The organism is Maribellus luteus (assembly GCF_003576475.1).
Taxonomy (GTDB): domain Bacteria; phylum Bacteroidota; class Bacteroidia; order Bacteroidales; family Prolixibacteraceae; genus Draconibacterium; species Draconibacterium luteum.
Genome location: NZ_QWGR01000003.1, coordinates 568,103 through 582,314 on the forward strand (window position 1 = coordinate 568,103; position 14,212 = coordinate 582,314).

Annotated in this window: 8 protein-coding genes; 3 read left to right on the top strand and 5 right to left on the bottom strand. The window is 43.3% G+C overall.

Features of this window, described 5'->3' with window-relative positions; genetic code table 11:
• Positions 1-24 precede the first annotated feature (24 nt).
• The 3 genes from D1614_RS07930 to D1614_RS07940 are packed head-to-tail and all read left to right on the top strand — an operon-like array spanning position 25 to position 5,559.
• Positions 25-1,323: a GH36-type glycosyl hydrolase domain-containing protein gene (locus D1614_RS07930; protein WP_119437349.1), complete on the top strand. Its 1,299-nt coding sequence runs from the start codon at positions 25-27 to the stop codon at positions 1,321-1,323.
• Complete coding sequence (locus D1614_RS07935; protein WP_119437350.1) at positions 1,302-4,454, top strand: GH92 family glycosyl hydrolase; 3,153 nt, start codon at positions 1,302-1,304, stop codon at positions 4,452-4,454. Before D1614_RS07930 ends, D1614_RS07935 begins: the two co-directional genes overlap by 22 nt.
• A gap of 55 nt (positions 4,455-4,509) precedes the next feature.
• A complete protein-coding gene (locus tag D1614_RS07940) occupies positions 4,510-5,559 on the top strand; it encodes an alpha-L-fucosidase (protein ID WP_119437351.1) in 1,050 nt (349 codons plus the stop codon).
• A gap of 295 nt (positions 5,560-5,854) precedes the next feature.
• Here D1614_RS07940 and D1614_RS07945 read toward each other — a convergent pair whose 3' ends face one another.
• The 5 genes from D1614_RS07945 to D1614_RS07965 all read right to left on the bottom strand — a co-directional run bounded on the left by D1614_RS07945 (position 5,855) and on the right by D1614_RS07965 (position 14,060).
• Positions 5,855-6,766 carry a sugar phosphate isomerase/epimerase family protein gene (locus tag D1614_RS07945; RefSeq protein WP_175579272.1) on the bottom strand — a complete coding sequence of 304 codons (912 nt, stop codon included), beginning with the start codon at positions 6,764-6,766 and terminating at the stop codon, positions 5,855-5,857.
• 59 nt (positions 6,767-6,825) lie between these two features.
• A complete protein-coding gene (locus D1614_RS07950) occupies positions 6,826-7,950 on the bottom strand; it encodes an acyltransferase family protein (protein ID WP_119437445.1) in 1,125 nt (374 codons plus the stop codon).
• A 164-nt stretch (positions 7,951-8,114) separates the two neighbouring features.
• On the bottom strand, positions 8,115-9,755 hold the full coding sequence (locus D1614_RS07955; RefSeq protein WP_119437352.1) for an AMP-binding protein: 1,641 nt from the start codon (positions 9,753-9,755) through the stop codon (positions 8,115-8,117).
• Between the two features lie 607 nt (positions 9,756-10,362).
• Positions 10,363-13,266 (bottom strand): sensor histidine kinase, encoded by a 2,904-nt coding sequence (locus tag D1614_RS07960; RefSeq protein ID WP_119437353.1) that lies wholly within the window; start codon positions 13,264-13,266, stop codon positions 10,363-10,365.
• Positions 13,266-14,060, bottom strand: coding sequence for a LytR/AlgR family response regulator transcription factor (locus D1614_RS07965; RefSeq protein WP_119437354.1), 795 nt, complete (start codon positions 14,058-14,060; stop codon positions 13,266-13,268). The genes D1614_RS07960 and D1614_RS07965 overlap by 1 nt, the downstream gene beginning before the upstream one ends.
• Positions 14,061-14,212 lie beyond the last annotated feature (152 nt).

Here is a 14,212-nt window from a genome sequence, read left to right on the forward strand (position 1 = left end):
CAACTATTCCTTAAACGAATAAATATGAGACTTTACAAGATTTCAACAATCCTTTTACTGGCAGGGCTATTATTAAGCTCTTGCAGTTCGAAGAATAAAGAACTTGCCGATAAAATACTTGCTGATCAAACAATGCAGGAAGTAGACAGCATGGCTCGCCAGCTGATGAAGAATGGATTTTATGCCGGATCAGGCTACCAAATGGTCTGGTCGCGCGACTTAAACACTTTTATTGAATTGTCGTGCGAGGAATATGATAATGCAGTAATCCGCGAAAACCTGTTGATGTTTTTCCATTTTCAGCAGGCAAACGGCGAGTTGCTGGATGGTTATGTTCCCCGCGAAGCGTTTACCTGGGGAGATCCGAATACTTACGAGTCGGAAACAGCTCCCGGACACATCGGTTTTAAGAATACGGTAGAAACGGATCAGGAAACTTCGCTGATTCAGGCTATTTATAAATATGTGGCGAAGACGGGCGACAAATCAATTCTTGCAGAAGAGGTGGCTGGTAAGCCTGTTTACGAGCGATTGAAATGGTCAATCAATTACTTGCTGAATGAGAGATACGCTGCAAAATATGGACTGATTACCGGTGCTACAACCTTTGACTGGGGAGATGTGCAGGTTGAAGGGGGTGCTGTGGTGGACGTGGATAGCCTGACTCATTGGAGCATTGATGTGTACGATAATGCAATGTTGGCCATTGCTTTGGATAACTTGGCTGAATTAACGGATGATAACTCGGATAAACAGCGCTGGAAAACGATGCAGAAAGATTTGCTGGCGAATATTCGCAAGTATTTGTGGGATACTGAAAGCAGCAAATTCATTCCACATATTTACCTGGATGGTTCTCCTTTTCCAGACGATTTCAACGAAAATGAAATTCATTATCATGGGGGAACAGCAGTTGCCATTGAAGCAGGCGTTTTAACCAGAGATGAAATTGCCGCAGTCCTTAAGCATATGGTGAGAAATGTTGAGCAATCAGGCGCTCCTTCAATTGGTTTGACACTTTACCCGACTTATCCAAGCGATGTTTTGGGCAAGAATGTATCTGCTCCCTATGAATATCAGAATGGTGGAGACTGGACTTGGTTTGGCGGAAGAATGATTCAACAGCTTATTGTGAATGACATGGTCGACGAAGCGTACCAATTGGTACAACCCATGATGAACCGTGTTATTAAAAACAAAGGGTTTTACGAGTGGTATAAAATCGATGGAACTCCGGCAGGTTCTGGCGATTTCAAAGGATCTGCCGGGGTATTAGGAAAATCAATCGAACTATTTAACCAATGGGCAGAAGAAAACAAATAAAACAAAGCTTAAGCTACCTGCTTTTGTTGTGTTGTCTGGCAGGAACAAAAGCTTATGCCAAAGATCAAAACGTAATTTGGCAAATCGGTGAAAACAACAATAGTTGTGCGGAATTTGCGTTGGCCCCCAAGGGCTATCCTGATTACATTGCGAATGACTTTGGATGGGAAGACAAGTATTTCCTGATCGGAACATCCAACGATCAAAAAGACTGGCCATACATCATTCCCGGGACAAGCGATACCTGGGGTGGAACCTGGGGAACATCTGGTTGGCGTTCAAGTACCCTGACCATTCTGTTTGGGTTGGATCAGTTGCCTCGTTCCAATGATTGGAAACTGGTGGTTGATCTTTTGGATTGCAATCCGGATGATTTGCCATTGTTTAAAGTGACGGTTAACGGAAAATCATGGAAGTACCGAATTCCGGTAATCAACCCGGCGAGTTCAATCGACAGTGATCCAGACAAGTCTTTGGAATATCTGATCGAAATTCCCCTTCCCAAAGGGTTGGTTGCAAGTGGCGGAAATGAAATCGCCCTGACTGTTCTTGAAGGATCCTGGATTCGTTTTGATCAAATCAAACTTGAAGGGCCTAAGGGAGTGGAACTGACACAAAACAAGCAGGCCTTTTTGCGAAAAGTGGAACCTGCCGATTACGAAATAGAGCATTACGGCAACAAGGCGCAACCACTATTGATTGATGTTGAGCATCTGTCCGGAACGCCTGATATGACTGTGATTCTGGATAACGAAGAAGTTTTTGCATCAACCTTGGAAGAAGGACGGTATGTATTTGAAGTGCCAATGCCGGCAGTTCAGAAAGTACAAAAGAGCAGCTATGAAATTTGGCTTGATGGAGAGAAGCTTCAGGCAGGAAAAATAACGAGGCAGCCTCAGGAGTTAACTTCACCAGCCGGCTATGTCGATACCAAAATCGGAACTGGCCATTCTCGCTGGATGATTGCTCCGGGACCTTGGATGCCCTTCAGTATGGTCAAATTAAGTCCTGACAACCAAAATGATGGCTGGCAGTCTGGTTATGAGCCGACCTTTGAGTCGGTGGCTTGCTTCTCGCACATTCACGAGTGGACCATGGCCGGATTGGGAACCATGCCCACCAATGGCGCACTTCAAACGAAAGTTGGCGATGAAAAAGATGTGGATGGTGGCTACCGTTCGCGAATTGATAAATCAACAGAACAGGCGCCTTTGGGCTATTACAAAGTGCATTTAACCGATTATGACATTCAAGCGGAATTGACTGCAACTACCCGTTGTGGTTTTCAGCGCTATACTTTTCCGAAAGATCGCGATGGATCGCGCGTTTTGCTGGATTTGGTGATTCCTTCAGAATACAAGTATGACCTGCTTGAAGCTTCGGTAAAACAAACGGGCGAAAATACAATTGAAGGCTTTAGCCATCAGCTTTCACCAAATACTTGGAGCGGTGGAATTTCGCAGGAGTACACCATTTATTTTGTTGTGGAGTTTGACCAGCCGATAGCCGGAGTTAGTACTTGGACCGAAAATGGCGTAGAAAAAGGAGCTGCAAGCTTAAATGTTCAGGGAGCAAAAGATGCCGGAGTTATTGTTGATTTCGATACGAAAAAAAATAAGGTGGTGCAGCTTCGCACAGGGATTTCTTATGTGAGCCTTGAAAATGCAAGAGAGAATCTGAAAACTGAAGTCATTGATCCTTTTGGATGGGACTTTGAGGCCGTGCGAACAAATAATGTTGCTACCTGGAATGACCTTTTTAGTCGTGTGAAGGTGGGCAGCAATGACAAGCATGAAAAAACACGTTTTTACACCAACATGTATCGTGCTTTGTGCAGCCGTAATACGTTTAGCGATGTGAATGGCGAGTGGCGGGATGCCGGGGAAGAAATCCGAAGAATGGATGACCCGTCGTCTCCGGCTTTGGGCTGCGATGCTTTTTGGAATACCTTCTGGAACTTGAATCAGTTTTGGAATCTGGTAACGCCGGAATGGAGTAACCGTTGGGTGAAATCGCAGTTGGCCATGTATGACGCCAATGGTTGGCTGGCCAAGGGACCGGCCGGAATGGAATATGTTCCGGTGATGGTGGCCGAGCATGAGATTCCGCTGATTGTTGGTGCTTACCAAATGGGGATTCGCGACTACGATGTGGAGAAAGCTTTCGAGGCTGTGAAAAAGATGCAAACAACGCCCGCACAGGAAGTGGGTGGGGGTTTTGCAGGTAACCGGGACTTGGTTACTTATTTGGAGCATGGTTATGTGCCCTACGACCAAGGCCGTTTTTCCAATTCGCTGGAGTATGCTTTTGACGATTGGACGGTTGGGCAGTTTGCAAAAGCCCTAGGCAAGCAGGATGATTATCAAACATTCTCGAAACGCGGAGCTTACTGGCAAAATGTGATCGATACGGAAACTGGTTTTGCCCGGATGAAAGATGCCAAAGGCGAGTGGTTCCCTGATTTTGATCCGTACAAGTCTGGAGCTAACCACCACTATGTGGAAGGAAATGCTTGGCAGTTAACCTATTTTGTGCCGCAGGATGTACCGGCTTTGGCCCAGGCAATTGGGAAAGACCGTTTCATCGAACGGCTGGATTGGGGATTTACTGAAAGTTATAAAACACGCTTCAATGGTTTGAACGACCAATACTGGAACTACCCGGTTATGCAGGGAAATCAGCAGTCGATGCACTTTGCCTTTCTTTTTAACTGGGTGCAGCAGCCGTGGTTAACGCAAAAGTGGAGCCGTTCCATTTTGGATCGTTACTATGGTTATGGCATTTCCAATGCGTATTTGGGTGATGAAGATCAAGGGCAGATGAGTGCCTGGTTTATCATGGCATCCATTGGGCTGTTTCAAACGGATGGAGGTTGCCGCGTTGATCCGGTCTATGAAATTGGAAGCCCCTTGTTTGAAAAAGTAGAAATTGATTTGGGAGAGCGCTTTGGACGTGGGGAGAAATTTACCATTGAAGCGAAACATGCCTCCCGACAGAATAAATATGTCCAATCGGCTAAGTTGAATGGCAAGAAGTTGAACGATTTTAAATTTCCGGCCAGCGAACTGTTAAAAGGCGGAAAACTTGAATTGGAAATGGGACCAACGCCCAATAAGAATTGGGGAAAATAATTCAATTTTTGTAGCTTGTGTGCTGAAAATAACTTGAACCAATAAACAAAAACAAATGATTAAAAAGAGTTTATTCTCATTCATCGTGTGTGTGCTTATCAGTCAGCTGACTTTGGTGGCACAAACCGATTATTTAAATGAATCCACGGCCGACTACCAGGCACGGATGAAGTGGTTTACCGATGCCAAATACGGCATGTTTATACACTTTGGGCTGTACAGCCAGTTAGGTGGTGTTTGGGATGGGAAAGAGGTGGACGGCTATGCCGAATGGATCCAGTCGAAGGCCGACATTCCTGCGCAGGAGTATGCCGTACTGATCTCCACCTTCAACCCAAAAGATTTCAATGCCGATTTTATTGCAGAAACCGCCCAAAAAGCGGGCATGAAGTACATTGTGATCACCACAAAACACCACGAAGGATTTTGTTTGTGGGACAGCCAATACACCAAATTTGATGTGGCCAGTACTCCTTTTGCCGGGCGTGATATTCTGGCAGAATTAAGTGCAGCCTGTAAAAAATACGGGCTGAAATTCGGAACCTACTATAGCATTATCGATTGGCATCATCCTTCGCAGGAACGAAACATTGACGGCAAGGATGGTTCGCGCTGGGGAAACATCCGGATGAAGTCGGGCAAAAAGGAGGAATACATAACATACATGAAAAACCAGGTGAAAGAGCTGATCGAAAATTACGACACCGACATGCTTTGGTTTGACGGCGACTGGGTTTACTGGTGGGACATGACATCCGGAGAAGATCTGTACCAGTACATCCGCGAATTAAAACCGGAGATCCTGATCAACAACCGCGTTGCCAAACGCAGCCTCTTTAAAAAAGATTTTGGCACACCGGAACAGGAACATCCCGGGCAGGCACTCGGACATGAATGGGAAGCCTGCTATACCATGAACCACTCGTGGGGCTACAAAGCCAGTGACACCGATTGGAAAGACGCCGAAACGGTTTACAACAAGCTAAAAGACATTAACGCAAAAGGAGGCAATCTTTTGCTGAATATTGGTCCCGATGGAAACGGAAATGTTCCGGAAGAGTCGGTAAAAATACTTTTGGAAGTTGGCAAAATGCTCAACAAATAGTACACAATAAAGAAGCGGTGATGCTCTCACCGCTTCTCCCTGAAAGACAAACAACTAATGACCTCTCAAACTTTGTCTTAAATGTTTTCAATCAACCACTTAAGTTCGTATTCCTACTGCAAAGTTGTAGTTGGGCTTACGAACAAAGCTGATTCTTTGTTACGGGCTGATTCTATTTTAACACATTTTAAACACCTTCCCGCCACACCCGCGTGATAAGAAAATGTTTTTCAGTTAAATAAAGAAAAGCCTTAAAGTTGACTGTCCCCGTGGCAAGCCACGGGGAATTATTTGATTAAAGCGTTGCAAAAACTTTTTCCAGTAGTTTTTTAGTCGCAATTACACCGTCTCTTTCCGAAAGTTCAGAACCTTCGAACTCAACGCCTACAAAACCTTTGTAACCGGCATCGTCAACAATCTTCATCAGGCGGTAGTAATCCATGTTGGCTTCGTCGCCTTCGGCATTAAACACATTCGACTTTGCACTCACACCTTTGGCATACGGCATCAACTGCTCCATTCCTTTGTAGCGGTCGTAGCTTTCGCCGGTGTTCCAATCAAGAGTAAAATTCCCAAAATCGGGTAAAGTCCCTACCCTTTTGTGATCCACCATTTTCATTACACCCGACAACCAGTCTCCGTTGCTGGATAATCCTCCGTGGTTCTCAACAATCACATTTATTTTTTTCTTATCGCCGTACTCGCAAAGCATGTGCAAGCCGTCAGCAGCCAGTTTTTGCTGTTCTTCGAATGTCCCCCGGCTACCGGCATTCACCCGTATGGCATGGCATCCTAAAAACGCTGCGGCATCGATCCATTTCTTGTGGTTCTCAACGGTTTTCTCGCGCTCGCTCTTCTCCGGATGCCCAACCATTCCTTCACCGTCACACATGATAAGCACATTGCTTACACCTTCGTTTTTAGTGATCTTCTTTAACTCTGCCAGGTATTTCTCGTCTTTTGCCTTGTCTTTGAAAAACTGGTTGACATACTCTACGCCTTCCATTCCCAACTCCCGGGTTACCCTTGGGAAGTCTAGATTGCTCATTTCGCCGGCAAAAATGGCCTTGTGAAACGACCATTCAGCCAAAGATATCCGGTAACGCGATTTTGTCCCCAGCACACTTGCCATGGCAGGAGTAGCAAGTACAGTAGCACCTACAAAAGCAGCAGAGGTGCGAATAAAATTTCTACGATTAATATGCATAACTCTTTGATTAAATTAATAATTCATGTTTTACGAAGATATCCGAAAACGGAAATCTTTTATATTCTGAAAAAGATTTTCTTTTTATACAAATAATAGCACAAGCCCCACTCCAATGTAAGAATTGACAAGGACGTAAACAAGTTTACAACAAACTCGGGTGTACTGAACCAGTTCAAAACACCCTGCGTAAAAATGGCCACAAAACCATTAAACCACTGGTGACCAACCGTATTAAAAAACATATAGATAAAGATCGGATTCATCCCTACCACCACAAACGGGAATATCCAGCTATTGAGCTTTCGGATATCCACCAGCCAGTAACTGAAGGCAAGGAACAGCAAGGCCCAACCGCCTGAAGCCAACACAAACGACGAAGTACTGATGCGTTTGATGATGGGTGTTACCGCTGTCCAATCGAGTAAATACCCGGATAACAAAAAGACTCCTCCAAGCAAAGTAAGTAGTTTCAGTTTTGCCTTACTTGTTTTACCCGATCGCAACATTTGCCCGGCCACCACTCCCCAGATGGTATGTGCAGCGGTAGGAATACAGTTAATTGTCACCCAGCCTCCGCCGTTGTTGATCTTTCCCATCAAAACCATGTCCATCCAGCTTCCAAAATTATGATCCTTCACGAAGGGCTGATTGTATCCTTCGAGCGGAAAAGTGCGGTACAGAACTTCGGTTAGCAACAACAGAGCAATTGAAACCGCCACTTGAGTGGTCCATTTATAACGCATCAAAAAATAAGCGATCAAAATAGTAACCGACAACTGTGAAAGTACATTCCACAACTCCCAAACCAATTTGCGGCTGTAAACACAATGCAGGCCAACTCCCAATGCCAGTAGAATTACCGACCGCTGTACGATGTGCTTGGTTATTTGACTTTTTGAAGCTCCCTGTTTCAATCGCTTTTCATACGAAAAAGGCATGGCCACTCCTACAATAAACATAAAAAAGGGCTGCACCAAATCCCAGAAATGCAAACCGTTCCACGAATGGTGATGAAACTGCCGGAAGAACGGCTCTAAAAATGTACCGGCCACCGGTTCGCGTACCAATACCGACCACAAGCCAGTACCTTCGGCAACCAAAAGAAACATTGTCAATCCGCGAAATAAATCAAGCGACAACAAACGTTCGGACTGGAAAGATGAAACGGTTTTAGTTCCCATTTTCAGGTTTTCGTTGGTAAGGAAGTAAAAATAGTAAATAAGAAGCAACAAAAAGACAGGACAGCCAGCTTTCAGAGTTTTCTGTTCGAACGCATATGAAAAGCCTGTTTCTCAGGAAGCCGAACACCACGCAACAAAAAAGGAGAGAAAAACTCTCTCCTTGCTTATACGTATTTGTAGCGTTTTATATTCTTTTTGGGCGTCTTCTCAAACTCTTCGTTCACCAGCTCAATCGCACTGATTTGTTCATAGCGGGGCAATTCTGCATTGGTTCTTTTACGGTTTCCTTCCATAATTTCGGGCAATGCTTCCTTGTTTACCTGGTCGGCCTGCATGGTTTCAAAATCGGGGTAAACCAGTGCCACCAGTTTTCCTTTTCTTTCAATCACCACGCACTCGGCAACATACGTCTTATTCCCAAGTTTTGCTTCAATTTCCTCCGGGTAAATATTCTGCCCCGAAGCTCCCAGAATCATGTTTTTCGAGCGCCCCCGGATAAAAATAAAATTGTTCCGGTCGATGATACCCAAATCTCCGGTTCTCAGCCAGCCATCGTCGGTAAACGAAGCCTTTGTTTCTTCTTCGTTTTTAAAATAGCCCAGCATTACGTTTTCGCCTTTCACCTGGATCTCTCCCACTACGTTGTACGGATCTTCCGAATCGATTCTCACCTCCATGCGATCTACCAGCGCACCGGCAGATCCCGATTTTGTTTTATTCCAGGCAGCATAACTGATAAGTGGCCCGCATTCGGTCATACCATAGCCCACCGTAAACGGAAATTTTATTCGTTTGAAGAATTTCTCCACTTCGGCATTCAAGGGCGCTCCGCCAATAACGATCTCGAAAAAGCGTCCTCCGAATGTCTCAAGCATCTTTTTCCGGATCTTTTTCAAAATCAGCGCTGAAATACCCGGGATATTCAAAAGAATCTTCATGGCCGGTTTATCCAGCGCCGGCTGAATCTTCTTTTTGTATATTTTTTCAATAATCAGCGGAACCGAAAGGATCAGGTGTGGCTGAACATCGCCAAAAGCCTTTGTAATAACCGCCGGGGTTGGCATTTTGCTCAAAAATGAAATATGACAGCCCAGTGTCACCGGGAAAAGAAATTCAAACAACAAACCGTACACATGTGCCATTGGCAAAAATGATACGATCCGGTCGCCCGCCTGAAGCGGCATGTTTTCACGCGCATAAATCAGATTTGAATGTAAACTCCGTGCAGGAATCATTACACCTTTCGTAAACCCTGAAGTACCCGAGGTATAGGAAATCATACACAAGTCCTCGCCTTTCCAGTCAGAAAAATGAAAAGACGATTTGCTGACAGTATTCTCCTTGTAATACTGAAAACCATCGGCCAGTTTATAGGCCAGGTTCTCGTCCCTGCCAACATGCAGGCTGAAATCGTCCAACACCACCACTCCTTTTAAATGAGCAGAATACGCCAGATCGATCTTGTCCAGTTGCAAGCGTGAGCTAAAAACCAGTTTCGACTCCGAGTGATTTATGATGTGATTGGTATCGTTCTCGTTAAAATCGGGGAGTATCGGAACAATAACCAGCCCCGAAGATAAAGCGGAAAGAAAAACAGCTCCCCAATTGGATGAATTTCGCCCCAACAGCGCGATTTTATCTCCGGGCTGCAATCCGGCCAGTTGGTAAAACAAATGCAACGATTTAATAGTCGTACCAACTTGTTTAAAGGTATGGGTTGCTCCGTCGTAGTCAGAAAAAACCGGACTGTCCCAGTTTTTTGAAAAAGCTTCATTATAAAGCTGTGCCAGGTTCTGATTTTTCATTTTTATCCACAATTAACCGGGAATAAAGTAAGTATGTTGCAATAATGCCCTTAAAATTTCCCTTTTTGAGTTTGGCTAAAATACTTAATTCTAGCAAAAAAACACTTAACCGCCAATAAAAGCTTATTTCGAAACAAAATATCCTTCATTCCGGGAAAAACGACGGAACATGCAATTGAAACGAACGCAAATGACTTCTACAATCTTTTTTTTGAAATACACGAGCGGAGAACCTTAACCTTCGAAACGGCAGGGGTAGAAACAAAAAAAAGCCGACCCCGTCGGATCGGCTAATCTCAGCACCTTGTTCTGCTTTATTTTTTGTCTAACTATTCTCGATGTTTTAAGGGACAGTGAAGGACAGTTTCTAAAGTGTATTCAAATAGTTGATCGGGATCAGACAAACGATCCTAAAGCTTCTGAACAAGGACAAATAATGTGGGAGGGTAATATCTTTGTTATTAATCACTCAGGAAATAAAGAACCTTACTAAAAACGAAGCAATATTAAAAAAAAGGTTTTCTATTTTTTTCACTGATGAATATGCGGTAGGATTTAATGGATAAGCGGTAGAGTCCAATTTTTAAATGGTATATCCGATCTTTTCTTATTCAATAATCGGAAGAATCAACGTTATACGTGCTCCCGGATTTTCGTTCCCCGGATAGAGCTCCTCGGCGTGTATACCTGTCTGAACTTTATATTTATCACCCAGTAGCTTCACTCTTTTCTGAGTTAAAGAAGATGAGATATTTAAACTGTTTTTCGACTGCGAATAGGCTCTTGATTTGGCAAAGCCAATGCCGTTGTCCTCCACCAGTATCCGAATGCTTTTATCACTTAGGTATTCAAAAACAACCTTTATAAAACCCTTCGTCGGCAGGGTGGAAATTCCGTGCCATATGGCATTTTCCACAAACGGCTGTACAATCATGGAAGGAATGTTGTAATCGTCATTTTCAAGTTTTTCGTCGATTTCGATGGAATAACCGAACCTATGATCCATTCTGAATTGCTCCAGCTCAATATAGTTTCGCAGCCTTTCCACCTCATCGTCCAGTATAACCGAATTCGATTTAATTGAATTCATGGTTTGCCGAATCAGTCTTGCAAATTGAGAAAGGTAACTTCCGGCCTCCTCCGGTTTATTTTCTAAAAGAAACTTCTGGATCGACCCGAGCGAGTTGAAAATAAAGTGCGGATTCATCATCGACTGAAGCGCCCGGTGCTCAATGGTAGCCAGCTGGTAATCTTTTTCCCGGGCCCTGATCTGTTCCTGATAATACCTGCGAACTACCAAAAAAACCAGAATAATTAAAAACAGAAATACAATAACCTTTGTAATTAATCGCTGCCAAAGGGTTGGTACCACTTTTATCGGAAGCTCAATTGCCTCGCTGTAGTCTTCCATGTTTTTCCTCGACCTGAGTTTGAAAGTATAGTTTCCGGGCTCCAGGTTCAGGTACACCACCTGTGTTTCGGTACCGGTAATCCAATTGTCGTTTACCCCTTCCAGCATATAGGCAAAGTTGGACGGTATTGAAGAAAAATTAAGGCTTGAAAACTCGATATTCAACCTGTTCTTGTTTTTGTAGGATATCGCTCCGCGGGAAACATCAATCTCTTTATCATCGAGCAGAACCCGGACAAAATAAGGCTTGGTTGGCTGATACTGTGTATTTACACTCTCTTTTATCGGGATAACGGTCATCCCGTCGTCAGATCCTACAAACAATTTATCGTCCTTGCAAAATATATCGTTGATGTTGTGAAACTCATTACCCAAACGATTCAACTCCACCTCTTTTCCTTCAATCACCTTTTGCGGATTATGGATGAAATAAATTGTTCTCTCGGTAAAAAAAAACAAAGTACTGTCGTAATAGGCCATGTCCCGAATCCGGAAATCAACCTGGTCCTGCAGATCACCTAGTACATTGTAGAATTCTTTTCCGTGCTGCAAATACATTTCATTCCCAATCAGGTTGAAAATTTCATTTTCCGGATCGAGGATTAAATGTGCCGATATAAACCGGCCGTTAAACCGGTTGTATACATTTTGTGCATGTATAATACTATTCTCGTCGACAAGAAAATTAGATGCAGCACTTACAACAAGTTGTCGATTGTTGTTTATCAAAACATTGCTAATTCGCCCCTCACGAAAGCTCCAGTGGGCCGAAGAATCACTGTCCACATTCAAGGCAATAACATAGTCATTATCATACAAATAAACAACATTCTTTTTTTCATCTACTATCGAGTTTTCTGCCAGGAAATTCGACGTAAGAATATTTTTGAAATAGATTTTCTTTTCCTGTTCATTAAAACTAGGCTCCTTCAGCGTAAACAAATGAGTCATTCGTCCATGTACCAGTAGTACGTCGTTCGACAAATGATGTAACTTGTTGAGGTTTAGATCAGAAAACAATTTATCGCTTTTGTATATATCATTCCCTTTCAAAAAAAAGATTCGCTCTCCGTTGGTTGCCCAAACCCCTTCGGGAGTAGAGCTGGAGAAAGCGGTAATCCCCTCTCCATCAAAATTTTCTGTCCCAAAGAAAGAGTACCTTACAATATCACGGTTAATTTTATATATTCCCTTTTTTGAAACCGCCCAAATGTTGTTTTCATCATCCTGTAGCAAATTCTGCGGTACCTCAATTTTAAGGTGCAGTAACAGTTCCTTTCCACGGTAGCAGTATACGCCTTTGTCGAATATCGAAACCCATATCAACCCTTCATTGTCCACCAGAATATCATTCACAAATCTGCTATCAACACTCAAAAAGTTTCTGTCAACCAGTTTATAATTCCGGAACAAACTGATGTTTCCACTTAAATCAACCGAAAAAACATCCTGGTCGTTTTGGGAAAACACCCGAACCTGCGACATGGGCAATTCAATATGTTTCGAAACCTCGTTTAGATCTTCCAACTCATAGTTACCTGACGACGACCACAAGTAAAAGTGTTTCCCCGGGCTTTCGTTTAAATACAGAGTGTTAACTGGTCCATTGGATTCCCGGCTCAGATCAAAAAAGTCGATGTATTTCAGATCTTTAACAACATTTATTTCAGAGTTTACATTGTAAAAATAGATGGTAGAATCAGAAGCCTGAAAGAAATTATGGTACATGAAACCTGTTCTCACATCTTTCAAAAAGGCGTCGGTTTCTTCATTATGAATTTTATTTTGATCATAAAAGTTGACCGATCCGTCGAAGTTCAGAAACCACAACCTACCTTCCATATCCTCTTTAATCCGGAAAACCATGTTGTAACTCAGTCCGTCATCTTCGGTCAACACCAGGAAGTTATGTCCGTCGTAACGAATAACGCCCTTGTCGGTTCCAAACCACATAAATCCCCGGCTGTCCTTTTCCACACAATAAATCATACTGGTAGGAAGCCCGTCGGTTACCGAATAGTTGGTTACAAAAGGATTTTCGCAAAAAGATTGGTTGATTTGGAGGAAGAAAAGAAGTAGTATGACCAGGTAGCTCCGCACTAATCAACTGATTTTGAGAAATGACCAACCGCTTCTTTGAACTCAATGGCTCTTCTCCTCGATATGGCCAGTTTTGTATTATCATCCAAAATGGCATAAGCCCCCTGGTAACTTGAAAATCCCTTCAGGTAATTCATATTGATGATCGTGGATTTGTGGATCCGGAAAAAAACATCGGGGTCCAGTATTTTCTCAAACTCTCCCAACGACTTGCTTGAGACGATTTTCTCCAACCCGGAAATATGAATGATACAATAATTGGCGTCTGCTTCGAGGTATTTTATTTTTTTCGCTTCAATAATCTGAAACCCAAATTTCTCTACCACCGTGATCTTCTTCGGAAACTCGACTCCTCCGCTGGTTTGTTCAGCCAGGTTCTCCAGCGACTCTCCATAGGTTTCTTGTACCTGCCTATTCTGCCTGCGCAAATCAAGATGCGAAGTTGCTTTTGCCACGGCCTCTTTTAATTCCGCCGGGTCGATGGGTTTTAACAGGTAGTCGATGGCATTTGCCTTGATCGCACGCAAAGCATACTCTTCATACGCAGTGGTGAAAATGATGGCATAATTCTCTTTCTGGATGGTTGAAAGAAACTCAAAGCCATTTTCTCCGGGCATCGAGATGTCCAGAAAAATCAGGTGCACATCATATTTTTTCAGTAATTCGCGACCGGCAGAACCCGATCCTGCGGCTCCGCAAATAGTAATTTCAGGGCAATAACGTCCAACCAGTAGTTGAAGAGCTTGCTGAACATTTGTCTCGTCGTCGATTATTATAGCGTTGTATGATGTCATTTCCCAACAAATATAGAATTAATCACAGAAAACCGGCCACATATGAATCAACGGTATGAAACACCTGATAAACGTAGCCTTTCAGCGAATAAGCGGTAAAAACAGTCGTTAAAAAAAGAACAACTTCACTCTATCTCTTCAATAAGTTTAGC

Excerpts from the sequence above, each read along its gene's own strand:
- D1614_RS07950 (WP_119437445.1), bottom strand. The coding sequence starts at position 7,950 with ATGGGAACTAAAACCGTTTCATCTTTCCAGTCCGAACGTTTGTTGTCG.
- D1614_RS07965 (WP_119437354.1), bottom strand. The coding sequence starts at position 14,060 with ATGACATCATACAACGCTATAATAATCGACGACGAGACAAATGTTCAG.
- D1614_RS07955 (WP_119437352.1), bottom strand. The coding sequence starts at position 9,755 with ATGAAAAATCAGAACCTGGCACAGCTTTATAATGAAGCTTTTTCAAAA.
- D1614_RS07930 (WP_119437349.1), top strand. The coding sequence starts at position 25 with ATGAGACTTTACAAGATTTCAACAATCCTTTTACTGGCAGGGCTATTA.
- D1614_RS07945 (WP_175579272.1), bottom strand. The coding sequence starts at position 6,766 with ATGCATATTAATCGTAGAAATTTTATTCGCACCTCTGCTGCTTTTGTA.
- D1614_RS07940 (WP_119437351.1), top strand. The coding sequence starts at position 4,510 with ATGATTAAAAAGAGTTTATTCTCATTCATCGTGTGTGTGCTTATCAGT.
- D1614_RS07935 (WP_119437350.1), top strand. The coding sequence starts at position 1,302 with ATGGGCAGAAGAAAACAAATAAAACAAAGCTTAAGCTACCTGCTTTTG.